We start from the raw sequence: 25,795 nt of genomic DNA on the forward strand, positions 1-25,795 counted from the left end.
GCTAAAACAATCGGGGTTTTCCTTGGTTTTAAAGTCATCTCATGAAGTTTAAACTCACGTCGGCATATACACCTACAGGCGATCAGCCGGAGGCTATCCGTCAATTGGTTGAGGGGGTTAATACAGGCGAAAAGTACCAGACCTTGTTGGGCGTTACCGGATCGGGAAAGACGTTTACCATCGCCAACGTCATTGAACAGACGCAGCGCCCCACCTTGGTCCTGAGCCATAATAAAACCTTGGCGGCCCAGCTTTACGGTGAGTTCAAGCAGTTTTTCCCCGAGAATGCGGTCAATTATTTTGTCTCGTATTACGACTATTACCAGCCGGAAGCCTATATCGCGACGACAAATACCTATATCGAGAAGGATTTGGCCATCAATGATGAAATCGAAAAGCTGCGTTTGCGGACAACTTCGGCATTGATGTCGGGCCGTCGCGATGTTATCGTGGTATCTTCGGTGTCGTGTATTTACGGTATGGGCAATCCGGAGGATTTTTCACGTTCGGTATTCCGCTTCGGGGTGGGCACGGTAATTAGCCGTAATGCTTTCCTGCACCGGTTGGTGGAAATTCTGTATGCTCGTACCACGGCAGATTTCAAACGCGGTACATTCCGCGTAAAAGGCGATACGGTGGATATATTCCCCGCATATATGGACGAAGCTTACCGTATTTCGTTCTTTGGTGATGAAATTGACGAGCTTAGTGTTATTGATCCGATTTCGGGGAAAACGCTGGAAAAGATGGAAACCCTGGCATTGTATCCGGCCAACCTGTTTGTGACTCCCCGTGAAAAATTCACGCAGTCGTTATGGGCCATCGGCGAAGAACTGGAACTCCGCAAAGAACAATTGCTCGGCGAAGGCAAGCCGCTGGAAGCGAAACGGCTGGAAGAGCGGGTAAACTATGATTTGGAAATGATGCGGGAGCTGGGGTATTGCAGCGGCATTGAAAACTATTCGCGGTTTTTTGACGGTCGCCAGCCCGGCATGCGTCCGTTCTGTTTGCTGGACTATTTTCCGGACGACTACCTGATGGTTATTGATGAAAGCCACGTGACCATCCCCCAGATACGGGCGATGTACGGGGGCGACCGATCGCGTAAACTGTCGTTGGTGGAGTATGGGTTCCGACTACCTGCGGCACTGGACAACCGCCCGTTGAATTTTCCTGAGTTTGAATCGCTGGTGGGACAAACCATCTATGTGAGTGCCACACCGGGCGATTATGAATTGCAGCAGACCGGTGGTGTGGTGGTGGAGCAGGTGATACGGCCCACCGGACTGCTGGATCCGATGATTGAAATACGCCCGGTAATCAACCAGGTGGACGACCTGTTGGATGAGGTGGATCGCGTAACCAAGGAAGGGGGCAGGGTGCTTGTGACCACGCTTACCAAACGGATGGCCGAGGAGCTGACGAAATACATGGCCAAATTGGGCATCCGCGTGCGGTATATCCATTCAGAAATCAAGACCTTGGAACGGGTAGAAATTCTCCGCGGCCTGCGCCTGGGCGAGTTTGATGTGCTGGTGGGCATCAACCTGCTTCGCGAGGGGCTGGACCTGCCGGAGGTGACGCTGGTTGCCATCCTCGATGCGGATAAAGAAGGATTCCTCCGCTCGGAGCGGTCACTTATCCAGACCATCGGCCGTGCTGCGCGGAACGACAGGGGGCGGGTGATTATGTATGCCGACACCATTACGGAAAGCATGCGGGTTACAATTGATGAAACCAACCGCCGCAGGGAAAAGCAAATCCGTTATAACGAGGAACATGGTATTGTGCCGCGTACGGTGGGCAAGTCGCGCGAGGCCATCCTGGAACAGACCTCCGTGGCTGATTTCCGCGGTGTGGACGGCAAACGTGGCGAGGCGAAGGTATATGTTGAACCTGAGCTGTCCAATAGCGTAGCGGCAGACCCCTTGTTGCCTTACATGAGCAAGCCGCAGTTGAAGCAGGCGATTGACAAGGTGCGCAAAGACATGGAGAAGGCGGCCAAGGAGATGGATTTCCTGCAGGCCGCCAAACTGCGCGACGAGATGTTTGCACTGGAGAAGGCTTATGCGGAACAGTTTGGCAATCCGTAGCCACAAGTTGTGTAACGAGTTGTGCAGATTCCCCACCGATAATAAACCAAAAAATGCCGGGCCGCGAAATATCAACCTGAATTCGTTACTTTTGTGCAGTGCACCTATGAAATTTTTCAGGAAGAGTAGCGTTGTCTCGGCGATTTTCGTTTCATGTTAAGAAAAAGTTAAAAAGCAGGCACGCGAATTGATGGGTGGTGCAGCAAGTAGTGACATAACATTAACTGAATGACTTTATTTAGCGGGAAAACTATTATTTTAGGAGCTCCCAAGCACTATAATTTAGATCGGGTAATTGAAACTGAATTGAGAAATTTAGGGTTAAATACGATCAATATATCGTTTCATAATAACCAATTTCGTTACAAGCACATGATCCAACGGATAGAATGTTTCTTGTGCAGGGATTTCTTAGGGATAAGAGATTATAAAACAAAGATAAATTTTGATGCGAGTAAGCAAGGCCTTGAGACGGCATTGGAACAAGTGCAGGCTGCTGATTACGCATTAATCATCAGGCCGGACGTTTACCCGATAAGTTTTATTAAGACATTACGGGGGAAGACCCGAAAATTAATTGCCTATCAATGGGACGGCTTAAGCCGTTTCCCAAGGGTGTATGATTACATTAGTTTGTTTGATCGCTTCTTTGTTTTCGACGGGAATGACCTTACCGTGCCATCGGTGCTGCCAATCACCAATTATTACCCATTGACACTGGGAGAAGATTTGTATGACGAAAAATTACAGTCCGATGTGTTTTATGCGGGTTCTTATTCAAAGTCCCGTATCGATAAATTAGGGCAGATTATCTTGGATTTCAGATCGTTTGGACTCGATACCAAGTATATGCTGTATCATAGAAAGGCACGCTACCTGCCGTCGTATGATTTACGCACTACAAATAGCCCGATAGACTACGGCTTAAACATCCGGTATACTTATAATACGAAAATTGTTTTGGATTTGGTCAATCCGGACCACGATGGCCTTTCGTTCCGTTTTTTTGAAGCGATGCGCTTTGATAAAAAGGTGGTAACGACCAATCCACGAGTTACAGGGTATGACTTTTATCACCCGGATAATATTTTTGTGTGGGACGAAAACCGAAACCCTAACGAGTTTTACGACTTTGTGCAACGGCCTCAGGTGCCGCTTTCATCAGAAATTAAGGAAAAATACAGTTTCCGGAACTGGCTTCAATATGCATTGGATGAAGGCGAGTATGCCCGGCTTTCTATACCATGTTAATCACCGCGGTACGTAAGTAAGATGGGTAATAAATTGACCCGATGGATTGACAATAAAAGTCATAGTGTCTGTCTTATTATTTCACGTATTTATTATAGCCACAAAGAACGAGGACAACCGGTTCCCATTTTTAAGATTTCGTTTCTTGTTGCGGCGAGACTTTTTCTGGTGATCCTTTGTCTGTTTCGCTTTAATAAAAGTTTCTACCTTAATTATCGGAACAGAACATTATATGAGTTTTGGATGCGATTAATAGGTGTCAACAAATTTGAGATACGCGAATTGCTTCCGTTGACTACTAACTACCGATCTTTTTCTCTTCCGGTATGGGATGATCCACACGTGAGTATTATTGTCTGTGCATATAATCACATCGCCTATACGTATAACTGTATACAAACGGTATATCATCATACTCAAAACGTAAGCTATGAAGTGTTGGTCGTTAACGATTGCTCGACCGATGACACTTCTGAAATATTAGCGTCCATCAAAAATTTGAGGGTTTTGAACAATGAAACTAATATAGGCTTTCTCAGATCATGCAATAAGGCGTTGCGTTATGCGAAGGGCGCATATGTTTGCTTTCTTAATAATGATGTGCAAGTGCGGCCCGGCTGGCTGTATAACTTGCTGGTTCCGTTTCGAACTGTGGAGGGAACGGGTTTAGTAGGGGCCAGATTAGTTTATCCTTATGGACTTCTGCAAGAGGCTGGGGGTATTGTGGATTACGAAGGGCAGCCGGCAAATTTCGGTAGGTTTAGCGACCCGAATCACCCTTACTATATTTATCTACGCGAAACGGACTATTGTTCCGGCGCCTGTATCGTCTTGCCCAGGGCGGATTTAGAAACTTTGCATGGTTTCGACGAGAAGTTCTCTCCGGCTTACTACGAAGATACTGATCTCGCGTTTCGTGTGCGATATCAACTGAACAAAAAAGTCGTGTATCAACCGTTGGCCGAAGTCATCCATTTTGAAGGGGTCAGTTCGGGCAAGACGCCTAACGGTAATAATGTAAAGCGTTATCAGTCTAGTAACGCGGCACTGTTTTTGGAAAAATGGGGCGCAGTTTTCAGGACGTTTCCGTCTTCCAACAACTTGTTGGTTAATGCCAGAAAATGGTTACGCAACCGGAAAACCATTCTCGTCATTGAGGAAACATTGCCTACCTATGATCAGGACTCGGGGTCAAGAAGGATGTTCGAATTAATCAAACTGTTCTTTCGCTTAAACTATGAAGTAATCTTTTTGGCTGACTCAAAATTCGAGCAAGAGCCTTACCGTACTGTATTAATAAATATGGGTGTCTGGGTGCTTCACAGGCCTGCGTTCAAAAAGTCATTTGACGACGAACTTCGTTTGCTGGCTCCGATGATAGATCTTGCATGGATATGCCGGCCGAGTATGAACAGAAAATACGGAAAATTAATCAAGCGTCTCGGTATTGCATGGATTAATGATACGATAGATTTACATTTTTTACGGGAGGAAAGGGCCTTACGTGTTGTTGGTGGAGGCAAAGCGGATGAGAAGAAAATGCTGCGTGCCAAACAGGAAGAGTTATCCTTAATCCGATCTGCGGACACTGCTATAGCGATTACGCCCACAGAAGCAGGATTGCTGAATGAATATGGGATTAAACATATTTCAGTAATTCCAAATATTCATCGTCTTTCCGAAACGGTGATCCCTGGCTTCCACGACAGGCGCGGTATTTGCTTTATAGGTGGGTATCGCCATATACCCAATATTGACGCAGCACGTTGGCTGGTCAACGATATCATGCCTTTGGTATGGCAGAAGCGGCCGGATATAAACGTGTATTTATTGGGAAGTGCACCGCCGCCCGAAATTCTAAAGTTGCAGTCCAAGAACGTATTTGTTCCTGGGTATTTGGATGACGTATCTCCTTACTTTCTGTCAAGCAAGGTGTTTGCGGCACCGTTACGTTTCGGAGCGGGGATGAAAGGGAAGATCGGTCAAAGTTTTGAATATCGGTTGCCCGTTGTGACAACTAATATTGGGGCTGAAGGAATGGGGCTCAAGGTCGGGAAAAACTACTTGCTTGCTGAGACAGCTCCCGATTTTGCCAATGCGATATTGGCGCTTTATGAAAATGAAGCGTTATGGGTTGAGCTCGCTAAAGGTGGAGCGGAAGCATTGGAGCCTTACTTGCCTGACACAGTCATGCATAAGCTTAGCGATGTATTGGATAGCGTACAACAAATGAACCGTAGGGCGCATTGTAGCTGAGATGATGGTTATCTTTGGTATTTTCTCTTGTATTTTGTCGGCTTGAATATCCGGTAAAATAGCTTTCTGTACCATTTTTGTTCGTAATCGTCTTTATATTTTTTTGCTTCAAACAAATCATAGATAGACCCCCGGCTTGCCTTATAAAGCGGGTAGTGCTTTTGATACATGTAGATAACAGCATCGTCCCACGCGTTGCTACTATACCGCAGGTCGGTAAGCGATTGCCCGGTGCCGCTTTTCCGGTAATAGTACAGCTCGCGATCTATCCGGTGCACTTTCGGGCCATATTTGTCTACAATCCTTATCCAAAGTTCCCAATCTTCCGCTAAACGCATATTTTCATCAAACATGCCAACTGCTTTAAAGGTGCTGGCACGAATCATGGCGAATATTGGGATGGCGTTCTTGAATAGTAATGTGTCTTGTTCGAACGGTTTAATTTTCCATTCTCCACGCGTGGAGCCGAAAAAGCGCGCCCGGGTGTAGACGATTTGAAGGTCAGGCGCGTTGATGTATGCCGCTAAACATTCTTGCACGAAATCCGGATGTAATTTGTCATCACCGTCCAGAAAAAGCAGAAACTGACCTTTCGCATGCATGAACCCTGTGTTGCGCGCTTTGGCCGGGCCGGAATTTTCCTGCTGGATAATTTTGATGTTTGCCTGCTCACTTACATACATGTTTATTGTATGGAAGGAACTGTCCGTTGACCCGTCATCTACCACAATGATCTCAATATATCCATAGCTTTGATTGCGTGCGGATTCAACGGCTTCGATGATGGTGCTCGCACAATTATAGCACGGGATGACGATTGAAACTAACGGTGTGGTAATCATAAATTAGATAGCGAACATGCGGTTAACCCATTGTGAGAAACTATACTTTGCCACTAATTCTTGGGGCAAATCTACATAGGGCTTGCGCAGAAACTCCGGTATACCCGCTGTGCCCTGGTCCAACAAATAGATATTATGGGGATGATAAAACTCCGCCCGAATGATGTGGGGGTTGGTAGTGATGAGCTTCTTTTTATATTTCAATGCTTCAAATACCCTGAATGAGTAGCCCCGGTGCGCCGATATACTGAAATCAAGGATGACGGACGAGTGTTTGATGCGTTCCAAATGTTGTTCAAACGGAATTTGGTCCCGATGGATAATCATATTCTCCTTAATGTAACGGGGGATTTTCTTCCGGTCTTTCCTGCTCACGACCATTTCGAACGTCACCAGATCAAAGACTTCTTTGGCGTATCGATGGAAGGCGACGACCTGCTCATTCCTGGATTCATGGAAAGAGGCAAGGTAATAGATTGTTGATTTGCCGTCTGGGGACGGAGCAGCGGCCGGCTCGGGATAATCAAAATAGAAATTTGTCGCATACCCCAGGTCATATTGACGGGCATCTGATGGGTCAAATACAAAAAAGCGGTCAAAAAAAGGAATCCGTTCAAACACTCCCGGGCTAACACCTAAGCCGTCGTAATGATAGGCCACCAATGTTTCAACGCTTTTACGGGCCTGTTGAAGTACGTCTGGGTCAAAAAAGTCGCACCGGAAAACCAACCCGTAGTCATACGGGGCATGGGCTTGTATTGCCGTAAGCTGCCTATCTTTATTGAAACGCCTCATTAAGTGCGCTTTGACCTCCCTGTCATTGAAGCATACCTTGCGGATAAAATGGTGGATGGGCTCCCAGAAATTCGCATACCTGAACCGGTCAAAAGGTGTCAGTACAAGTGTAACCTCATATCCCAGGTATTCCAGGTTTTTTACAACCAGGGTGTATAGCTGGTAATCCTTGGGCATGAGCAACAATATTCTTGCCTTATTTTTTTTTGCATTATCCGTCATAAGGCTACCTAAAGGTCGGCAACAGCGTTTTCAACATGAACGGGCGATTCATAGCTTCGCAAAGCTAATAGATATTTGTGTATTTCTTTTAGCTTGTGGTATTTTTGGCAAAAAGTAAATCGCATGGATAGACCACATCACGATAAAGTTGCCACGATAATCGCCACGTATAACGGCAGCCGTTGGATCAGAAAGTGTTTAACCCATCTGCTCAGCAGCGATTATCCGTCAACTGTAATCGTGGTAGACAATCAATCTACCGATAACACGCTGGAGGTGCTTCGCGCATTCACGGACAGCATTGTTCTTATCCAGAACAGCGATAATCTGGGGTTTGGGGCAGCAAACAATATCGGCATAAAGGCGGCTATCGAGCTTGGGGCGGATTACGTGTTTTTGCTTAACCAGGACGTGTATGTAGGAAGCCATTGTATCGGCGCCTTGCTTCAGGCTGCTAAGGCATTTCCCCGCTACGGCATACTCAGTCCGGTACAGGTCAATAGCTCCGGCAGCGAGTTGGATGCAGCATTCCGTAAGACGTTGCAGCGAACATTAAAAATGTTGCCGGAAGTTTCATTTGAGCCGACAGAGGCGCCCGGTCCGGTACGTTGTCCGGCTAACGTGAGATTTACCAATGCGGCGTCTTGGTTCATGCCGGTCGGCGTGGTGAAGCGGGTTGGTTTTTTTCATCCCGTTTTTTACCACTATGGCGAAGACAACCACTACGCCGCGAGGGTGCAGTATTTCGGTTATCAAATCGGGGTGCTCACGGATGTGGTGGTGATGCACGACCGGGAGCAGAGAGGGATGACCGAGAAAGACCTCGTGCGCGCGCTACGGGTGGTGCCGTTGTATACCTTGTTGGATGTCAGAAAGCCCTTTCCCATCGCCTATTTGTTAGGCCTGAATAAGCTGTATCGCTTTCGGAACAAACTACGTAAAAGAGCAGGTAACCGGTACGAACCGTTATATGCCGAACAACGGAAATGGTTTTTCAGTCGTATAGGCGAAGCGATACGGATTCGTAGGAATACCAAACAGGGAGCCGGTGTTTGATTTATTGCGCATCCAGGTTGACGTCCAGGATGGTTTTCAGCCAGTTTAATAATACCGAGCGGTCCGTTTCCGTAGCCAGATCCAGCGATCCAATGCAGCAGAACCGGATATCCGGGTTGGCCGTGTAGGTCGCAATTTTTCGTTTAACATACTGTTTGCCCCGTTTTACCGGTTTAAGGTATAAAAACTTGTCTTTGGGCGATTCCAGGATTGCTTTGCCCGCCCTGAACATCAGCAGGTAGTACATCTCCTGGGTGTTAAACTGTTTGGCGCTCCGGAATTTGTGCGAAATGTTCGAACGCAGAAATTCCGGATGGCTGGCAAAATGCCGCGCCAAAACGCTTCTATTTAAAGGATGCGGCATGTGTTCCAGGTGGAAATATCGCCATCGGTAACCCAGCCGGCGTGCGGCGGCGATCATCCCGTCCTTGAACCCGATTGGTTTATGTCCATTTTTGAGCGGTTTTATCAACCACAACAGTCTGTCCAACGGCATATTACGCCAGTGCCCGTATGCGACGATGTTGTCATCCCGGTACCAGTCGCTGTACTGAACCGGACGCACCAAGAAAAAATCGTCATTAAAATATACATAACGCTCACTTAGCCCTGGTATACGGTGGTGGCAGGTTTCGATCGCCCGGCTGTTGAATACCGGAAGGTAAGCCTCGTAACCGCTGAACAGCACACTATGATCCACGATTTCTAACTGGATGGGGCTGTCTGGGAAATTGTGGCGGATGAAGGCGTCTAAGTTCGGGTTTTGATTATCGGTAATGATGAATATTTTCCTCACGAACGGCGCGAACCTAAAGATAGAGGCCACGCAATAGAAAATTTCACCCGAGGAGCGGTAACGGGTAGGGCCGGCGATGTCATTGGATTGGCGGGCTCTCCTGCTCAGGTAAGGGGCAATTTTTTGCTGGTGCGCGGGGTCGTTCCCGTCTACCCAGGAGATAACGACGTCTATCGGTGCTTGTTCACTGCTTGGCATGTTAGACGATACTTTTGAAACGATCGGGGATTTTTACTACCAGTTTCCAGTCGGCCATAGCGGGTTTGTTCAACGCGTAAATGGGTCTTATCCAGGTTTGTATGAAGCGGGCCAAGGAGAGCCATTTGTCGCCGGTACGGGCTCTTTTATTTGTGATGATATCAATTGTTCTTGCGCGTTTTCTGATGTGCCTTTCACGGCCGGTAGCCATGCGGTCTTTGTCAAGGAAACGTGCTTGAATCATGTCGTAATCCACCGATCCGAAATGAAATAGAAATAAATTGGAATCGATGCGGAAATTGTGCCCCCTGATTCGGTGAAATCCGGAACCCCACCGTACTGGCCGCGATATCACGGATGGTTTAGTATACCTTGACGACAGCAGCGCATATTCCCGTTGCGAAAGGAAAGGCTGTGAACCATCGAGCTTAGCTTCCGTTTGTAGGTGCTGGCCTACATCCATCCCTAAACCAGAAACCGAGGGGCTGATAGTAATTTCGCTGAGGTAGGCTGCCAACGATTTGCCGCAACGGGGGTCGGCAACCAAAAATTCATCCGCGTCTACGCCAATTACGATATCATACCGCTGAAGTAGTTCGGCAGCTACGTCCGACAGAAAGCCTAATCGGCGTTTCTCCGCGGCGACGACGTGCTCCACCACGCGTTTCCGGTGCTGCACGTTAGCCTTCCCGGCGTTCTTGGGAATGGGTTGGTCCTCGCCGTCGAGAAATATAAAAAGGTTTTCTTCACCCAGTTGTTTGCCGTAATAATCAATCCAGCGGGTTAAGAAAAAATCATCATTGCGGGCCATTGTTAAGGCACAGATTTTTTTCATTAGCGCAATTGCTTTTAAGTGGCTATGAAGCTTGCATGAACTATTCACTTATTGTCTGCTTCTTCGGCGTTCAAGAGCCGGCTTCGCTCCGTTCATATCCTTGCGGATACGGCAATTCATGCAGGTTTATTTTCCGTAGCAAAAATATAATAATTATCAGTCTCTTGATGATTTTCTTTGTTTTGGCGAGTTTGGAAGGGCTAACCGGTTTGTTGGCTTTCTCGCATCATAAACTTTAATACCCCCCAAGTTCGTGCGATCTCGTCATCCACTAAATGTTTATTCCCTTCGTGATGGAAATATAATATAACGCTGAATCCCGTATAATCCTTGTGCATGACAACGGACTTGCAGTGAGTGTATTTTCCCTGGAAAGCGCGATCCTCATCTATTTTAACATGGAAAATGACAACGGTATCAGCATTTAATGCCTCGATTTGGCCATCGGTAACAGGCAGGTAAACCGGACTGGCCGTTGTATCCACCAGCGGCTTGGTCGAGTCTTTCCAAGAGTTGTTAGGAGAAAATTCCCCGGTAACCGTCGTATTCGGATCTGCCGCCTTGGCGAAGGCCAATAAAAAATCCTTTTCTTTCTTGCTATACTCGGACCCTTTAATCCGGAGGCTATACATACCGATCATGATGTCGTTCTCCGGATTGACAACGGTATAAGGATAGCTGTTAAGGTCTACCCCTTTGGAAGGCGAATACCGCTTATCATACAAGGTTTCAACTTCTTCTACCCTTCGGGCATCGAAAACTCGACGCCCGAGAGTTCATTAAGTTCGATAAAGAGTGGACGCGGATCGAATTGTTGCCCACATAGCGTTACCGTAAATCCAATGCAAAAAATAAAAAAGCTTATCGCATGGCAAAGTATACGTCGAAAATCCATTTACACTAATTATTAAAAGGTTTACCCATTTGATCATGGATAGCTACTTGGTTAGACCGTCACAATATAGCAATTTTCGATTTCCGTAAAAAATTTAAATATAGCTACAGGGCAATCGGGCCGCACTAAACATGATCTCGCTGGGCATATTGATGTTGTCGTCGTTTGAATCGGAAAATGTATCTTTGGAACGTATGCAATCAAATGTGAAGCCATTGGCGATTTATTTGCCACAATACCATCCTATTCCGGAGAACGACATGTGGTGGGGTAAAGGGTTTACGGAATGGACAAATGTGGCCAAAGCTAAACCGAAGTTTCCGGGACATTACCAACCTCATCTTCCTAAAGACCTCGGTTTCTATGATCTTCGCCTTTTGGAGGTGATGGAGGCTCAGGCCGATTTAGCCAAACGCTTCGGTGTTTATGGTTTTTGTTATTATCATTATTGGTTTGGGGGGCGGCTTCTGCTCGAACGTCCGTTACATCAAATGCTTGAATCGGGGCGTCCAGCGATGCCGTATTGCCTCTGCTGGGCAAATGAAAATTGGTCCAGAAGATGGGATGGATCGGAAATGGATATTTTGATGGAACAACGATACTCTCCAGAAGACGACTTAGCGCACATCCGTTATTTGATCCGGTTTTTCAAAGATGATCGGTATATCAAAATTGCTGGTAAGCCGGTGTTATTGATGTATCGCACGGAGTTACATCCGCGAATGAATGAAACATCAGAACGCTGGAGAGAGGAGGCTCGGAAGGAGGGATTCCCGGATTTATATTTGGTTCGGGTAGAGAATTTCCTGCGGGACGTGGACCCGGCGGTGTATGGATTTGACGCGGGAATGGAGTTCGCTCCTGACTTCAACTGTGCCGGCAGGAAATATCTTAAACAATACCCAGTAAAGTATGCGGCGACTAAGTGGATGCACAGGTTGAATATTCAAAAAAGTGGTTATTTTGATAATCAGGTGTTTCAGTACGATGAACTGGTCGAGAATATGCTGCGCAAACCTCCGGCTGGGTATAAACGATTCAGAACTGTATGCCCTTCATGGGACAATTCGGCAAGGAGGGCATCCAACGCTGTTGTTTTCCATAAATCAACACCTGAGAAATTCAAGAGCTGGGTAAGCGATATCGCGAAGTATACAGAAAGAAGCTTTGACGGGGACGAGCAGATATTCTTTATTAATGCATGGAATGAATGGGGAGAAGGGTGTCATTTGGAGCCTGATCAGCGCTTTGGGTTGGGATACCTTGAGGCGTTTAAGGCCGGATTGGGGGGGGATAGTGTATGAAAAGATATATACTCTCGATTATAACTGTCAACCTCAACAACCGGGAAGGGCTTGAACGGACGATAGCATCCGTTGTATCGCAGAATACCAATGTTGATTACGAATATATTGTTATTGACGGTCAATCTGATGACGGTAGTTTGGCCGTCATCAAGAAATATAGCGATCGGCTTACGTATTGGGTGAGTGAGTCGGATGAGGGGGTGTATGATGCTATGAATAAAGGTATTCGCGCAGCGTCGGGAGATTACTTGTTGTTTTTGAACAGCGGCGACATATTGACGGATACGACGGTGCTTGGAGATGTGTTCAAGAAACTTGATGGTACTGATGTCGTTTACGGTGATATTTATTTTAATTATGGAACATATCAAGAGCGCTATTATTATCCCCGCGAGCTTTCCTTTCAATTTTTTTGCGAAAAATCGTTAGGGCATCCAGCAACCTTTATCCGGCGGGAGCTGTTCTTCAAATATGGGTTGTACGACTTAAGTTACCCTATCGCTGCCGATTGGGTGTTTTTTAGTCGCGTCATTTGCAAGTACAATGTCACAACGAAGCATGTTCCGGTGGCGATTTCCATATTTGATATGAAGGGGATGAGCAATGATCCCTCAAATAAGCAGCGGATAGCTGACGAACGCAATCGGTTTTTGTCAGCTGAATTTTCAGTGTTTATGGTCGATTATCGGGCGTATAAACGGATTCAAGACGAACTATCCCGTATCAAGTCATCGAAAGCATACCGTTGGTTGCGTACTTTGGGCGTCAAGAAGTTCAAGGATTGAAGCTGAAAATCCGTTTGCGTGCCACGTTAAGTTCTTTTAGGTAAAGCCTCAGGGTGCGCCGCCATCCCAACAGTTTGGCTAATGATAGGGTTTTCTCAGCGTTGGATAGCCCGTGCCGTCTCAAAAAATGCCGCCCGTTGTAGTTGATTTGTTCGGTGGGTAAAGGACAAGGCAGGTTTCGTGAGCGTATACCACGTTCGATTTCAAGCATCATCTTCATATAATGGAAAGCCATTTCTTTGCCCTGATAGCTCATGCTATCTTTATGGATACGCACTTTTGCGTAAGCGTGGTTATCCCTAAAATAGGTGAAACGGGTGCCATGTAAAGCCGCCCGCGAGAAAAAGTGCCAGTCTTCTAATAGAGAAAATGATTCGTCAAATAAGCCAACAGCCTCAAACACATCTTTTCGTATCAACATGCTGTTGACCGGGGCTAGGTTCCGATGATACAGGTGTGCGAGAAGTTTACACCTGTCAGTCCAATCGACTTGCGGAATCCATTGCGTGTCGTTCAGTTTGAATTCGCCTACGTCTATGTACTCAAAATTTCTGATCTTTTCGTCTGGGTTACCGTGTCGGAAGTAAAAAGCTTCGGTATATGAAATGCCAATCTCCGGTCGGGATTCCATATAGGGTACCTGCCGCTCCAGCTTAAAAGGTGAAAGAAGGTCATCGGCATCTAATAACTGTATAAAAATTCCGTTAGCTATGCGGATGGCACTATTCCGCGCTGCCGATAACCCCTTATTCTCTTGCCTGTGATACCGGATACGCGGATCTTTTTTGATGAACTGATGGACGATATCGGCCGTGCTATCCGTCGAACCATCGTCCAACACAACGCATTCCCAGTTATGGAATGTTTGTTTCCGCACGTTCTCCAATGTGTCACCGATATAGCTTCCGTAATTGAAGGTAGGAATAATAATGGAAACAATCGGTCGCATAGTTTTACAAAGGTAATGATTTGAACGCTCCGTACAAAAATTGGAGGCATGCAAAGCCTCTTTTTGGTCACCATTGAGGGGTTTGTAAGCCGCTTGGTTTGCTCCTTAAGCCTGATATTCCTATATTTGGCCGAATTCACCAGATTGTTTTGTGAGGACGTATATTGAACGATGAAAAATCAATATTGGTGGGTATCTACTCATTAGACCGTGTTGGTGGTGCCGAGTTGTATACCTGTGATCTCATCAGGCAGCTAAAGCAGAAAGATAATATAGCCGTTGAGTTCTATGCCATGGTGCAGGGCAAGTTAGCTGACTATGTCAGCGAAGAACTTCAGGTGCGCTACATGAGCAAAGAACGTTATGATTTGATTTTGGTGACCCACAATGCTGCTGTGGAGGCACTATATGGAAAGGGGCCTATTATCCAAATCTGTCACGGTGCGATCCTTGATCTGGAGTTCCCATCGGTATATGCGGACTACCACGTAGGGATTTCAAAAGAAATATGTGACAGCTTGGACAGCAAGGGGTTTCCGAACTGCTTGGTACTTAACGGGCTTGACCTAAACCAAAAGTATCCCATCCGTCCTCCAAATGAAACATTGAAAAGGGTGCTTTCGCTATGCCAGAGCGAAGAAGCAAATGCCATGCTCCAAAACGCATGCAATCGGCTGGAAGTCGAATTCGTGTCGTTCAATAAACATGAAAATCCGGTTTTTAACATCGAACAGGAAATTAATAAGGCCGACTTGGTGGTTGGGATAGGCCGCTCTATTTATGACGCTATGGCGTGTGGGCGGCCGTGTGTGGTGTTTGATAGCCGGGGCTACAACGGCAATAAAGGGGATGGGTACTTGCATCCTGAATTATTTGACACATTCGTGCGGAATAATTGCTCCGGCCGATTCCGTAACCGTGCCTATACAGAAGAGGAGTTGGTACTGGAGATACAAAAATATAATGCTGCCGACGGAGCCCGGTTGCGACAAATTGCGGAAAAGCAGTTGAATGTAGTGAATACGGCGGAGGCATTGTTGGACACTGTTCGTTGCATTTCGCCTGAGACGCGGCGTAAAAAGCGATACCGTATTGTAAGAGACCGTCTAACACGGTTGCGTACATCCTTTAGGCACTTACGCAGATCTTTTAAACGGAAACTGAAGCAGATGATGGGGATTGAACGTGCTCATTGATACAGGCTAATCGTGCCGTTGGTAGGGCATGATTCTTGCTGCTCAACAATATGGCTAAGCATTTATTCATCATCAGACATGCCAAATCGGATTGGTCGTTTAACGTAGACGACATCGACAGACCGCTCAATACGCGCGGCTTGAGTAATGCGCCCGAAATGGCGCGACGCCTGGCTGCTTATGTTATACAGCCGGGGCAGCTTGTCAGTAGTCCGGCCAAACGCGCCTTTGCCACCGCTGAAATCTTCGCGCAGGGACTGGAAATGGCTAATCAAGCGATTGTGGTAGACGACCGGATTTACGAAGCGCATCCCGATGTGTTGCTGCAGGTGGTAAACGGTCTGGACGATCATTACCAAAGCATAGCTCTTTTTGGGCACAACCCCGGCATGGCGTTGTTTGCCAGCTACCTTACAGGCCAGCAGTGTGATCATTTCCCCACCTGTGCGATCATGCACATTGGGTTTGACGATACAGACCAATGGGCGGCCGTAAGCGGCGGATCCGGCGTAAACCGTTGGTTTGTTTATCCTAAGGGTGGGGATTGGGCATAATTTACTTATCTTTACGGCAGATGCCTAATAAGCTCCATAGCGAAACATCGCCCTACCTACGGCAGCACCAGCACAACCCGGTTGAATGGTACCCTTGGGGAGCGGAAGCGTTGAACAAAGCGCAGGCCGAAAATAAGCTCATCGTCGTCAGTATCGGTTATTCCGCATGCCATTGGTGCCACGTGATGGAACGCGAGAGTTTTGAGAATGAAGATGTGGCCGCCGTGATGAACCAGCATTTTATATCCATCAAGGTAGACCGTGAAGAGCGGCCTGACATCGACCAGATTTATATGATTGCTGTGCAGCTGATGACCGGGCAGGGGGGATGGCCGCTCAACTGCATCTGCCTGCCCGATGGCCGGCCCATATATGGGGGCACATATTTCCGGCCTGCCGACTGGAAAAATGTGCTGCTGCAACTGGCCGAGATGTGGAGCAATACGCCGGAGGTGGCGCTTGACTATGCCGAACGGCTTACCGCCGGTATTCAACAGAGTGAACAACTGCCTGTCAACCGGATACCGGAAACTTATACAGATAAAGATATCACCGCCATTGTGGAACCTTGGAAACGCTTATTTGATAAGCAAGAGGGGGGCTATACGCGGGCACCTAAGTTTCCGCTGCCGAACAATTGGTTGTTTCTGCTCCGTTATGCGGTGCTGGCGGATGATACCGCGGTACTGGAGCATGTACATTTCACGCTTCGGAAAATAGCGTCCGGAGGGATCTATGACCATGTAGGCGGAGGTTTTGCCCGCTATTCGGTAGACGGTAGGTGGCATATTCCGCATTTTGAAAAAATGCTGTATGATAACGCCCAACTGGTGAGCCTGTATGCCGAGGCTTGGCAGCAACGCCCCACTGAACAGTATAAACGGGTGGTGACGGAAACATTGGCGTGGGTGCGCCGTGAGATGACAAGCCCCGAAGGGGGATTTTATTGTGCGTTGGATGCCGACAGTGAAGGCGTAGAAGGTAAGTTCTATACATTTCACCGGTCAGAAATTGAACAGGTGCTCGGCGATGATGCGGCATTGTTTATCCAATATTTTGGCGTTACCGCTGAAGGCAACTGGGAAGAAGAGCAAACCAATGTTTTGTATGTGGATGCTGATGCCGACCCGCTTGCGCGGGAGGCCGGGTTTTCGGCAGCGGAGTGGGAGCTGTACCTGGCTGATGCCAAGCAAAAACTATTGGACTACCGGGAGCAGCGCGTACGGCCGGGACTGGATGATAAACAGCTTACTTCGTGGAATGCCATGATGCTTAAAGGGTTTCTGGACGCTTACCGGATATTTGATGAGCCGGAGTACCTGCAAGCGGCGTTGGACAATGCCGGGTTTATCCGGCAGAAGCTATACGCCGGAGATGGCGGACTGCTGCATCAACCTGAAGGGGGGGGTAAAGCCATTCCGGGTTTCCTTGATGACTATGCCTTTTGTATTGAGGCTTATACGGCACTGTACGAAGCCACATTCGATGAGGCGTGGTTGCAGGAGGCGGAGCGGCTGGCAGCGTATGTGCTGCACCATTTTTACGATAATGAACAGCATGCGTTTTTTTATACAGCAGACACGGCCGAGCCGCTCATCGCCCGTAAGCAGGAGGTGATGGACAATGTTATCCCATCATCGACGTCTGCCGTTGTGCGGCAGTTCCATAGGCTGGGACGTTATTTCGACCGACAGCAGTACTTTGATATTGTGGCGCAGTCGCTCGCCAACGTGGTGCCGCAAATGGCGCGATACGGCTCTGCTTATTCCAACTGGGCAATTTTGCTGCTGGAGGTGGTACACGGTTGCCACGAAGTCATCCTTACAGGCCCCGAATGGCAGGCCTTCCGCAAGGTGGTAGACGGGCAGTACGTTCCCAATAAAATCATTTTGGGCGGAACAAATGGCACGCTCCCATTGTTAGCCAAGAGGATAGATAACCGGCAGACAAGGGCATACGTGTGCAGGAATAAGACATGCAGCCTGCCCGTAACCGATAAAACGGAACTGATAAACTTATTAATTAACCCGGATGCTTGACATCCATAATTCCAATCCAATGACTATAGTACCCAACAGCGTGGTAACGCTGACCTACAAGCTCCACACCGTGGAGAATGGAACCAAAACCTTTGTTGAAGAAGCCGATAAGAACAATCCTTTGGATTTTCTATACGGAGTGGGCATGATGCTTCCTAAGTTTGAGGAAAACATCGCGGGGCTGAAAGCCGGCGATACCACCGATTTCCTGCTTGCTGCTGAAGATGCTTATGGCGAGGTAAATGAACAGGCTATCGCATCGCTCCCCATTGATATGTTTGCTGAGAGTGGCATCCCCGCAGTGGGGCAAGTGTTGCCGTTACAGGATAACCAGGGCAATCAGTTCCGCGGTAAGGTAACGGAAGTGAGTCCTGAGGTGGTGGTGGTTGACCTCAATCATCCCATGGCCGGGCAGGATTTGCATTTTTCCATCGAAGTACTTTCTGTTAGGGAAGCAACCCCGGAAGAACTGGCTCATGGGCATTCACATGGGCCGGATGGAACGCACCAACATTAAGCGTTTACTGCCCGGAGCATCTCCCGTTTGCCAGGTGCTCCGGGTACTTTTTCGATACGGAACCCCAAGGAACGCATCACACGTTTGAGTTGGCCTGTGATGGCGTAGGTTACAAACACGCCGCCGGGCTTCAGAAAGCGGCATACATGTTCCAACGTTTCTGCCGTCCACATCTCTGGTTGGTGCACTGCCGCAAAGGCATCGAAATATAATACATCAAACCGTTTTTCTGTAGTAAACCGCATTGCCTCCGTCGGCACGATTTCAAGTGTACCGCCGCGGATAATGGGCTGTGGTGCGTGCTGACTGAGGGCATATTGCCGGAGAAAAGGCTCCCAGACCTCGGTGGCCACGTATGCGCCATATCCGGTTTGGGCAAGGGTTTCTTCGGGCAGGGGACAGGCTTCTACGCCTGTATAGTGCAGTGAAACGTCTTGCCTGAAGCAATGGTCGGCACTTAGCACGAAGTTCAGACCCGTGCCGAACCCGATTTCCAAGATGGATACGGTGGAGGATGGTTGTATGGCGAGCCGGTGCTGCAGGCCCATGCCCAGGAATACGTGCCGGCTTTCCTGCACCGCGCCGTGGCGGGAGTGGTAGTGCTCGCCCACTCCGGGATGATAGAGTGTTCTGGAGCCGTCTGCCGTGGTAACAAATGTTATCATGTTGTGCAAACTTAAAATATTTCCGCTACTTTCGTGTTTTGTAACGTATGGAAAGGCGAGCGACTGGCTTTTTGAAGAACTATGGGGATATCCTGCTCCTGCTGTTGGGTATTGCTGTTGGCAGTGTTGTGGGGATGTTTTTTCCCGGCACCGTGGAGTGGCTGAAGCCCGTAGGCGATGTTTTTCTTAACCTGCTGTTTGCCTCGGTGGTTCCCTTGTTGTTTTTTGCCATAGCATCGGCCGTGGCCAATATTGATGGGTCGCAGCGGCTGGGGCGTATCATCTCGGTCATGGTGGCGGTTTTCCTCGGTACCGTCGTCATTGCGGCAGTGTGTACCATCGTGGCATTGTGGCTGTTCCCGGTGGAAGCGCCGTCAACCGTTGGCGGACCGGGTACGACCCGCGAGTTGTTGCAAGGCGATCCCAATGATACCTGGGGCGCTAAGCTGGTGCGCTTCGTAACGGTTGACGAATTTTATCGGCTGCTCTCACGCGAGAACATGCTGGCCTTTGTGATTTTTTCTTTTCTGGTGGGAATTGCCGCCATGCGCTCCGGTGGGCCGGGCGCAGCCTTCAGGGGATTCCTCGCGTCAGGCAACGAGGTGATGAAGCACTTGCTGATACTGATTATGAAAGTGGCCCCCATTGGACTGGGTGCGTATTTTGCTTATCAGGTAGGCACTATCGGGCCGGAACTGTTCGGGTTTTATGCTAAGCCCCTTGGCTTGTACTATGTGTTGGGCGTATGCTATTTCGCCGTATTTTTCTCGTTATATGCCTACATGGCCGGTGGCCGGCAAGGGGTATCCCGGTATTGGAGAAACAATATCCTGCCCTCGGCAACGGCCATCAGTACCTGCAGCAGTATTGCAACCATGCCCGTAAATCTGGTGGCGGCGCAGCGAATGGGAATTCCGGCGGCCGTGGCCAATGTGGTGATTCCGCTGGGCATGACGTTGCACAAAAACGGGTCTTCCATGTCCAGCATTGTTAAGATATACGTGGCTTTTGTGCTGATTGGCCGTGATTTTTTTGAGCCGATGACGTTGCTCACTGCGGTCGGCATCACCGTATTGGTGAGCATTGTGGCAGGGGGTATTCCCAATGGTGGGTATATCGGCGAGATGTTGATGATTTCTGTGTATGGCCTGCCTACGGAAGCCATACCGGCAGTCTTGATTATCGGTACGTTGGTCGACCCGATTGCGACGGTGCTGAATGCCACCGGCGATACCGTGGCCGCGATGCTGGTAAGCCGGTTTGCGCTGGGGCGTAACAAACGAAACAGGGATGGCATTAATGGAACGGATTGATTTGGATGCGTTGCGGCCTTTTGTGCAATTCCAGACCTCACGTAGCGGGGGCAGCGGCGGACAGCACGTCAATAAAGTGGAAACCAAGGTGACATTGGTGTTTGACCTGGAGGCTGCCACGGTCTTTTCTCACGAGGAAAAGGCGCGCATCAGGGAACGGCTGCGGAACCGCCTGCAAGCCGATGGCAACGTGCAGGTGAGTAGCCAACAGCACCGGAGTCAGCTGCAGAATAAGGAGGCGGCGCTTGAAAAGCTGTTGACACTTCTGGCCGGAGCGCTCAAAACCGAAAAGCCCCGTAAGGCCACCAAACCCTCCAAAGCGGCCGTGCAGAGACGGCTCGATGCCAAACGGCAGCAGGCACTGCGGAAAATCAACCGCCGGAAAGATTGGCTTTAAAACCGGTAACCTGCCCCGATGGAACCATAGCGGTGGCGGAAAAACATGCCCGGCACTTCCTTGGAATAGAACATGTATTGCATGCGCAGGGTTAACGCCTGTTTGGCATACACGAAGCCAAACTGATGATAGGACATCCAACGGGAAGGTGTATGGGTAACGGGGCCTTTGTCGCGAAGGAATATTCCGCCCTGGAGCGTGGCATCGTAACCGACAAGTTTCAACTGGGGCTGGTAGAAAAAGAAAAATTCATTGTCTACGGCCTCGCCCCGGGCTTGCAGGCGGCTGGAGGTGTAAGCCGATTGGTGGAGCGGATTGATCCGGCCGAACCGAAAGACAGATGCTATGGATGCATCCGTGTGGTTAAGCCCCAAGGTTACCCGGCCCTGTGCCGATAAATCAAACCATTGCGCATCATTACGGAATAATAGGCCGCCGTATTGGACGGCGGCATTTACCCCAACAGCGTTGTTCAATTGGTATTCCCATCCGGCAATTTCATAAAGATTCAATGCCCGGTGCACGCCTTCCTGAAACTGGCGTCCCAACGCCCGCCGCCCAATGGTTCCTAACTCGCCTATCAAGGAGACGAATGTCTCGTTGGCAAAAAAACGATCCATGTTGAAACGAAGAAACAGATAGGCCGTGATGGGGCGGTCTACTTCTTCTATATAGTGGATCTGGGCCGTGTATGCGTTGTACATCTGCTGTGCCACGGTAATCCCCCATAACCGGTTGGCTTCAGTGCTGGTGAGCAATGCGCTATCCGCCGTTTTCCGGATGCTGAAGAAGATGCCATTGGTATAATACTGGTCTTGTTTGTTTAGTAAGTAAAGGTCGTTGTCGTTCTGGAAATTCAGTTCAGATTGTTGGGCGAAACTGAAAAGGCTAAACGATAGTAGTAAAGCCAGGGTTAGGTATAACCTGTGGGTACGATATAGGTTTTTGGCCATCAGGATATGCTGTTGCGCGCTCGTAGGCAAACATAGTGATTTTTTGGCTTTTTAGAAAGGGCAAGTAGTCTGCCCCGCCACGCATCCGGAACCGCCCCCCTAATCACAGCGGTTCCTCGCTATTGTTTAGAATGATTCTAAAAATCAGCAAATACTTGCAGGATGCTGGGCTTGCTGTTTCGTTTCGTAATTTTGTACACTGGTTTTAATTCGTTGAGGGATAATGAAATGAAGAAGAGTTCGGTAATAGGTATTATTATTATTGCGATAGCTATTGCAATGATTATTGTAATATATACGGATTCAAGCACGTATTCGACATTCACGGAAGCAAAGGAGAAGCAAACCGAATTGTATGTGGTTGGGATACTTAACAAAGAGAAAGCGTTGTATTATGACCCGACCCAAGATGCTAATCATTTTTCGTTTTACATGTATGATAATGATAGCACCGAATGCAAAGTTGTTTTCCGGGGCGCCAAGCCACAAGACATCGAGCGGTCCGAACAGATTGTGCTGACAGGCAAGATGGTGGGCGATGAATTTCATGCAAGCAAGATTCTGATGAAATGTCCATCGAAGTATGAGCAGGACGAAGTGGAAGTGATTGAAGCGTCAACGGCCCGCACCTTGGGGTTTGTTGAAACACCAACCGATAATCGATAGCATGGATATACAATATGTAGGTGAAAACCTGCTGCCCGGCAAAATCGGGCAGTTTTTTGTTATTCTTTCATTTGGCGCAGCGCTGTTGTCATGTGTAAGTTATTACTTTGCTGCGCAATATAAGGATGACCGTTCCTGGCTGCGGATAGCCCGCAGTGCGTTTTGGTTGAACGTACTGGCAATAGTGGGCATCGGTAGCTGTCTGTATTATATCATATACAACCACTTGTTTGAATATCATTATGCTTGGGCACATTCATCCCGGTCACTGCCCACGCACTATATCATTTCCAGTTTCTGGGAAGGGCAGGAAGGCAGCTTTTGGCTCTGGATGTTTTGGCAGTCGCTGCTGGGCATGGTGCTGCTTTTCAAAGCCGGAAGCTGGGAGCGCCCGGTGATGGCGGTGGTAATGCTTTGCCAGGCCATTTTGGCATCCATGCTTATTGGTGTAGAAATCTTCGGAGTGCGGGTAGGCAGTTCGCCGTTTATCCTGCTGAGGGAAGCCATGCAGGCACCTATTTTTTCAAACCCGGATTACCTGGGTATGATTCCCGACGGCAGGGGATTGAATCCCCTGTTGCAGAATTATTGGATGGTTATCCATCCGCCAACACTTTTCCTTGGCTTCGGGGCCATGATTGTGCCTTTTGCTTATGCCACTGCTGGTCTTTGGCAGCGGCGTTACCGCGAATGGATAACACCTGGTATTCCGTGGGCGCTTTTTGCGGTGATGACTTTGGGTGCAGGTATCATCATGGGATCGTTCTGGGCGTATGAGGCGCTTAACTTCGGGGGGTTCTGGGCGTGGGATCCGGTAGAAAACGCTTCCATCATCCCCTGGTTTACGCTCATTGCCGCCGTGCATGTGATGATTGCCTATAAAAATTCCGGACATTCTTATTTCGCCGCCACGTTGCTGGCTATGGTGAGTTTCGTGTTGGTTATTTATGCTTCGTTCCTGACGCGGAGCGGCGTGCTGGGCGAAACCTCGGTGCACTCCTTTACAGACTTGGGGCTGTATTGGCAATTGGTTGCGTTTAACTTGGTGTTCCTCGTTATCATGGTGTACCTGCTGGTGAAACGTAAAAAGGAAATGCCGTCCCATCCCAAAGAGGAAGAAAGTTATTCGCGCGAGTTTTGGTTGTTTATTGGTGCGTTGGTGCTTACCGTGGCTTGTGTACAGATAATCGCTTCGACGTCCATCCCGGTATTTAATCAGCTGTTTGGAACGAATGTGGCACCCCCGATTGATCCCGTGCAGCACTATAACAAATGGCAGGCAGGATTCGCCGTGGTGGTGGGATTATTGTCGGCATTCACGCAATTCATGAAATACAAGCGTACAGATATCCGTAAATTTTACGCGGCGGCTATCGCTTCGTTGATTATCGCGGTGTTGGTAGCGGCGATAGTGGTTTACGTTACCAAGGTATATACCAACTTCATGTATGTACTACTGGTGTTTTCTGCGGCTTATACTATTGTGGCGAACGGAAAAATATTGGGCGATGCCTTTAAGGGCAAGTGGAAGCTGGCGGGGGCTGCCGTGGCGCATATCGGTTTCGGCCTGTTGCTCATCGGTGGACTGGTAGCCGCGGCGACCAATGAAGTGATTTCGGTAAACAGCAGCGGTTACATTGCTGTGGCTGGGTTTGACCAAGTGGAGAAGCCCGGCGAAAATTTATTCCTCACCGAAGGGGAACCTGTTCAGATGGGCGATTACCGCATCACGTACGTGGGGGATAGCGTAGCGCCTCCCAACGTTTACTATAAGATCAATTATGAAAAGATAGACGAAGAAACGGGCCGGGTTATCGAGCGCTTCCAGTTACAGCCTTTTGCACAGAACAATCCACAGATGGGTGGCTTGATAGGTACCCCGGATACCCGGCACTACCTGACGCATGATATTTACACGCTCATCACGGCAGCGATGTCTGATACGCAGCAACAGGCCCAGGGTGAGGATGGCCAGACTGGATTCGACGATTATGAAGAACCGGCGGTATACGAGACCAATATCGGGGATACGCTTCGATACCGGAACGGATATATCGTGGTGGAGGGTATTAACCGCGATGCCACGGTACAGAACATCCCGCGTAGGGACGATGATGTTATCGTAGGATTGAAACTGAAGGTTTATGCGGCGACCGGAGAGACGTATGACGTAGAACCCGTATTTCTTATCCGCGGAGGAAATACGTTCGATTTGTTTAAAGATGTGGCAGAGCAGGGTCTCCGGTTCCGTTTTAGCAATATCATGCCGCAAAAGGATAAACTTGAACTCATGGTATACCAGAAACCCCTCCCGGAAAAGCGGTGGGTGGTATTCAAGGCTATCAAGTTTCCGTATATCAATTTCTTCTGGTGCGGAGCTATTGTGATGACCATCGGGTTTTTCCTTTCCATCCTGCGCCGTAACAAAGAGGTTAGAACCACGAGTGACTGATGAACATTGTATTGCTTGGCAGCGGTAATGTGGCCACGCATCTGGGGCAAGCGTTGGTAGACGCCGGGCATCGCATAGTGCAGGTATATAGCCGCACGGAACACCATGCCGCATCGTTGGCCAAGCCGCTTGAAGCCCAAGCCATAAGTGAACTCTCCGCGGTACAGACTGACGCTGATGTTTACCTCATCGCGGTGAAAGACGAGGCCATCGGCGCGGTGGCCGCAGAGCTACCGCAGAACAGACGTGGTGTGACGGTACATACCGCAGGGAGCGTGGATATCGGTTCGCTTTCGCCGTACGCGGGCCGGTTTGGTGTGCTGTATCCGGTGCAGACCTTTTCTAAAGTTAAACCAGTTGATTTCTCGGTTATACCGATAGCGGTGGAAGCGTCTGACGAGCATGCCTATGCCATACTTAAAGGCTTAGCCGATAGTATATCGGCGCGGGTGTTCCCCTGCAACTCCAAACAACGCTTGTCTCTCCATGTGGCGGCGGTGTTTGCCTGTAATTTTACCAACCACCTCTACGCCATCGGCGCGGATATCCTTCGAGGTCATGAACTGGACTTCGATTTGATACGGCCGCTCATTTTGGAAACGGCCGAAAAGGTGATGGTGCATTTACCGCATGAGGTACAGACGGGCCCAGCGGTACGGGGCGACATCCGCACCATGCAAAGGCATTTGGAACTATTGAAAGGCCAGTCTGAGTTGTCGGATTTATATCAAAGCCTGAGCAAACAAATCGGCCGGAAGTAACT

At 48.7% G+C, this 25,795-nt stretch carries 22 protein-coding genes and 1 pseudogene; 15 read left to right on the plus strand and 8 right to left on the minus strand.

Annotated elements, in window-relative coordinates; translation table 11 throughout:
• Positions 1 to 41: 41 nt before the first annotated feature.
• The 3 genes from uvrB to BM030_RS00390 all read left to right on the plus strand — a co-directional run bounded on the left by uvrB (position 42) and on the right by BM030_RS00390 (position 5,600).
• A complete protein-coding gene (uvrB, locus tag BM030_RS00380) occupies positions 42 to 2,093 on the plus strand; it encodes an excinuclease ABC subunit UvrB (RefSeq protein ID WP_090969977.1) in 2,052 nt (683 codons plus the stop codon).
• 372 nt (positions 2,094 to 2,465) lie between these two features.
• Positions 2,466 to 3,344 (plus strand): WaaS/CpsH family glycosyltransferase, encoded by an 879-nt coding sequence (locus BM030_RS00385; RefSeq protein WP_139215768.1) that lies wholly within the window; start codon positions 2,466 to 2,468, stop codon positions 3,342 to 3,344.
• 21 nt (positions 3,345 to 3,365) lie between these two features.
• Positions 3,366 to 5,600: a glycosyltransferase gene (locus tag BM030_RS00390; RefSeq protein ID WP_090969981.1), complete on the plus strand. Its 2,235-nt coding sequence runs from the start codon at positions 3,366 to 3,368 to the stop codon at positions 5,598 to 5,600.
• Between the two features lie 8 nt (positions 5,601 to 5,608).
• On the opposite strand, the gene BM030_RS00395 is transcribed toward BM030_RS00390, so the two are convergent.
• Together BM030_RS00395 and BM030_RS00400 are read right to left on the minus strand one after the other, a co-directional pair.
• Complete coding sequence (locus BM030_RS00395) at positions 5,609 to 6,442, minus strand: glycosyltransferase family 2 protein (protein WP_090969983.1); 834 nt, start codon at positions 6,440 to 6,442, stop codon at positions 5,609 to 5,611.
• Positions 6,443 to 6,445: 3 nt separating this feature from the next.
• Positions 6,446 to 7,459, minus strand: coding sequence for a WaaS/CpsH family glycosyltransferase (locus BM030_RS00400; protein WP_090969984.1), 1,014 nt, complete (start codon positions 7,457 to 7,459; stop codon positions 6,446 to 6,448).
• Between the two features lie 123 nt (positions 7,460 to 7,582).
• Here BM030_RS00400 and BM030_RS00405 point away from each other — a divergent pair, with 123 nt between their 5' ends.
• Positions 7,583 to 8,515 (plus strand): glycosyltransferase, encoded by a 933-nt coding sequence (locus BM030_RS00405; RefSeq protein WP_090969986.1) that lies wholly within the window; start codon positions 7,583 to 7,585, stop codon positions 8,513 to 8,515.
• 1 nt (position 8,516) lies between these two features.
• Here the strand turns inward: BM030_RS00405 and BM030_RS00410 are convergent, their stop codons facing one another.
• From BM030_RS00410 to BM030_RS00420, 3 genes are all read right to left on the minus strand, one after another.
• Positions 8,517 to 9,509, minus strand: a complete 993-nt coding sequence (locus BM030_RS00410; protein ID WP_090969988.1) for a Stealth CR1 domain-containing protein — start codon at positions 9,507 to 9,509, stop codon at positions 8,517 to 8,519.
• 1 nt (position 9,510) lies between these two features.
• Entirely contained in the window at positions 9,511 to 10,344 is an 834-nt protein-coding gene (locus BM030_RS00415; protein WP_090969990.1) for a glycosyltransferase family 2 protein, read from the minus strand.
• Positions 10,345 to 10,544: 200 nt separating this feature from the next.
• Entirely contained in the window at positions 10,545 to 11,069 is a 525-nt protein-coding gene (locus tag BM030_RS00420) for a hypothetical protein (protein WP_090969992.1), read from the minus strand.
• Between the two features lie 364 nt (positions 11,070 to 11,433).
• On the opposite strand from BM030_RS00420, the gene BM030_RS00425 reads away from it, so the two are divergent.
• A complete protein-coding gene (locus BM030_RS00425; RefSeq protein WP_090970884.1) occupies positions 11,434 to 12,543 on the plus strand; it encodes a glycosyltransferase WbsX family protein in 1,110 nt (369 codons plus the stop codon).
• Complete coding sequence (locus BM030_RS00430; protein ID WP_090969994.1) at positions 12,540 to 13,331, plus strand: glycosyltransferase family 2 protein; 792 nt, start codon at positions 12,540 to 12,542, stop codon at positions 13,329 to 13,331. Before BM030_RS00425 ends, BM030_RS00430 begins: the two co-directional genes overlap by 4 nt.
• Here BM030_RS00430 and BM030_RS00435 read toward each other — a convergent pair.
• Entirely contained in the window at positions 13,321 to 14,280 is a 960-nt protein-coding gene (locus BM030_RS00435) for a glycosyltransferase family 2 protein (RefSeq protein ID WP_090969996.1), read from the minus strand. The genes BM030_RS00430 and BM030_RS00435 overlap by 11 nt on opposite strands.
• 188 nt (positions 14,281 to 14,468) lie before the next feature.
• Here BM030_RS00435 and BM030_RS00440 point away from each other — a divergent pair, with 188 nt between their 5' ends.
• Genes BM030_RS00440 through BM030_RS00455 form a run of 4 tightly spaced genes read left to right on the plus strand, consistent with a single transcriptional unit; the run spans position 14,469 to position 18,586 of the window.
• On the plus strand, positions 14,469 to 15,476 hold the full coding sequence (locus tag BM030_RS00440) for a glycosyltransferase family protein (protein ID WP_139215770.1): 1,008 nt from the start codon (positions 14,469 to 14,471) through the stop codon (positions 15,474 to 15,476).
• Between the two features lie 50 nt (positions 15,477 to 15,526).
• Positions 15,527 to 16,030, plus strand: coding sequence for a SixA phosphatase family protein (locus BM030_RS00445; RefSeq protein ID WP_090970000.1), 504 nt, complete (start codon positions 15,527 to 15,529; stop codon positions 16,028 to 16,030).
• Between the two features lie 20 nt (positions 16,031 to 16,050).
• On the plus strand, positions 16,051 to 18,069 hold the full coding sequence (locus BM030_RS00450) for a thioredoxin domain-containing protein (RefSeq protein ID WP_090970002.1): 2,019 nt from the start codon (positions 16,051 to 16,053) through the stop codon (positions 18,067 to 18,069).
• A gap of 19 nt (positions 18,070 to 18,088) precedes the next feature.
• Positions 18,089 to 18,586 carry an FKBP-type peptidyl-prolyl cis-trans isomerase gene (locus BM030_RS00455; protein ID WP_090970887.1) on the plus strand — a complete coding sequence of 166 codons (498 nt, stop codon included), beginning with the start codon at positions 18,089 to 18,091 and terminating at the stop codon, positions 18,584 to 18,586.
• On the opposite strand, the gene mnmD is transcribed toward BM030_RS00455, so the two are convergent.
• Positions 18,583 to 19,251: a tRNA (5-methylaminomethyl-2-thiouridine)(34)-methyltransferase MnmC2 gene (mnmD, locus tag BM030_RS00460; protein WP_317615082.1), complete on the minus strand. Its 669-nt coding sequence runs from the start codon at positions 19,249 to 19,251 to the stop codon at positions 18,583 to 18,585. The two genes, BM030_RS00455 and mnmD, sit on opposite strands and share 4 nt — an antisense overlap.
• A 47-nt stretch (positions 19,252 to 19,298) precedes the next feature.
• Here mnmD and BM030_RS00465 point away from each other — a divergent pair, with 47 nt between their 5' ends.
• Positions 19,299 to 20,564, plus strand: a complete 1,266-nt coding sequence (locus tag BM030_RS00465; RefSeq protein ID WP_090970004.1) for a dicarboxylate/amino acid:cation symporter — start codon at positions 19,299 to 19,301, stop codon at positions 20,562 to 20,564.
• A gap of 25 nt (positions 20,565 to 20,589) precedes the next feature.
• Positions 20,590 to 20,961, plus strand: a pseudogene (gene arfB, locus BM030_RS00470) (alternative ribosome rescue aminoacyl-tRNA hydrolase ArfB); the annotation flags it as partial.
• Here arfB and BM030_RS00475 read toward each other — a convergent pair.
• Positions 20,958 to 21,914, minus strand: coding sequence for a lipid A deacylase LpxR family protein (locus BM030_RS00475; protein ID WP_090970006.1), 957 nt, complete (start codon positions 21,912 to 21,914; stop codon positions 20,958 to 20,960). The pseudogene arfB and the gene BM030_RS00475 sit on opposite strands and share 4 nt — an antisense overlap.
• Before the next feature lie 228 nt (positions 21,915 to 22,142).
• Between BM030_RS00475 and BM030_RS00480 the strand changes: the two genes are divergently transcribed.
• The 3 genes from BM030_RS00480 to BM030_RS00490 are packed head-to-tail and all read left to right on the plus strand — an operon-like array spanning position 22,143 to position 25,793.
• Positions 22,143 to 22,580, plus strand: coding sequence for a cytochrome c maturation protein CcmE domain-containing protein (locus tag BM030_RS00480; protein ID WP_090970893.1), 438 nt, complete (start codon positions 22,143 to 22,145; stop codon positions 22,578 to 22,580).
• Between the two features lies 1 nt (position 22,581).
• A complete protein-coding gene (ccsA, locus tag BM030_RS00485; protein WP_090970008.1) occupies positions 22,582 to 25,032 on the plus strand; it encodes a cytochrome c biogenesis protein CcsA in 2,451 nt (816 codons plus the stop codon).
• The gene (locus BM030_RS00490) at positions 25,032 to 25,793 is read left to right on the plus strand and encodes a Rossmann-like and DUF2520 domain-containing protein (protein ID WP_090970010.1); all 762 of its coding nucleotides are present in this window, start codon (positions 25,032 to 25,034) and stop codon (positions 25,791 to 25,793) included. Before ccsA ends, BM030_RS00490 begins: the two co-directional genes overlap by 1 nt.
• Positions 25,794 to 25,795: the final 2 nt, after the last annotated feature.

It is taken from the genome of Parapedobacter composti (assembly GCF_900112315.1).
Taxonomy (GTDB): Bacteria; Bacteroidota; Bacteroidia; order Sphingobacteriales; family Sphingobacteriaceae; genus Parapedobacter; species Parapedobacter composti.

Bases quoted from the DNA above. Each gene is read 5' to 3' on its own strand.
- uvrB (WP_090969977.1), top strand. From the start codon at position 42: ATGAAGTTTAAACTCACGTCGGCATATACACCTACAGGCGATCAGCCG.
- BM030_RS00385 (WP_139215768.1), top strand. From the start codon at position 2,466: ATGATCCAACGGATAGAATGTTTCTTGTGCAGGGATTTCTTAGGGATA.
- BM030_RS00390 (WP_090969981.1), top strand. From the start codon at position 3,366: ATGGGTAATAAATTGACCCGATGGATTGACAATAAAAGTCATAGTGTC.
- BM030_RS00395 (WP_090969983.1), bottom strand. From the start codon at position 6,442: ATGATTACCACACCGTTAGTTTCAATCGTCATCCCGTGCTATAATTGT.
- BM030_RS00400 (WP_090969984.1), bottom strand. From the start codon at position 7,459: ATGACGGATAATGCAAAAAAAAATAAGGCAAGAATATTGTTGCTCATG.
- BM030_RS00405 (WP_090969986.1), top strand. From the start codon at position 7,583: ATGGATAGACCACATCACGATAAAGTTGCCACGATAATCGCCACGTAT.
- BM030_RS00410 (WP_090969988.1), bottom strand. From the start codon at position 9,509: ATGCCAAGCAGTGAACAAGCACCGATAGACGTCGTTATCTCCTGGGTA.
- BM030_RS00415 (WP_090969990.1), bottom strand. From the start codon at position 10,344: ATGAAAAAAATCTGTGCCTTAACAATGGCCCGCAATGATGATTTTTTC.
- BM030_RS00425 (WP_090970884.1), top strand. From the start codon at position 11,434: ATGCAATCAAATGTGAAGCCATTGGCGATTTATTTGCCACAATACCAT.
- BM030_RS00430 (WP_090969994.1), top strand. From the start codon at position 12,540: ATGAAAAGATATATACTCTCGATTATAACTGTCAACCTCAACAACCGG.
- BM030_RS00435 (WP_090969996.1), bottom strand. From the start codon at position 14,280: ATGCGACCGATTGTTTCCATTATTATTCCTACCTTCAATTACGGAAGC.
- BM030_RS00445 (WP_090970000.1), top strand. From the start codon at position 15,527: ATGGCTAAGCATTTATTCATCATCAGACATGCCAAATCGGATTGGTCG.
- BM030_RS00450 (WP_090970002.1), top strand. From the start codon at position 16,051: ATGCCTAATAAGCTCCATAGCGAAACATCGCCCTACCTACGGCAGCAC.
- BM030_RS00455 (WP_090970887.1), top strand. From the start codon at position 18,089: ATGACTATAGTACCCAACAGCGTGGTAACGCTGACCTACAAGCTCCAC.
- mnmD (WP_317615082.1), bottom strand. From the start codon at position 19,251: ATGATAACATTTGTTACCACGGCAGACGGCTCCAGAACACTCTATCAT.
- BM030_RS00465 (WP_090970004.1), top strand. From the start codon at position 19,299: ATGGAAAGGCGAGCGACTGGCTTTTTGAAGAACTATGGGGATATCCTG.
- BM030_RS00475 (WP_090970006.1), bottom strand. From the start codon at position 21,914: ATGGCCAAAAACCTATATCGTACCCACAGGTTATACCTAACCCTGGCT.
- BM030_RS00480 (WP_090970893.1), top strand. From the start codon at position 22,143: ATGAAGAAGAGTTCGGTAATAGGTATTATTATTATTGCGATAGCTATT.
- ccsA (WP_090970008.1), top strand. From the start codon at position 22,582: ATGGATATACAATATGTAGGTGAAAACCTGCTGCCCGGCAAAATCGGG.
- BM030_RS00490 (WP_090970010.1), top strand. From the start codon at position 25,032: ATGAACATTGTATTGCTTGGCAGCGGTAATGTGGCCACGCATCTGGGG.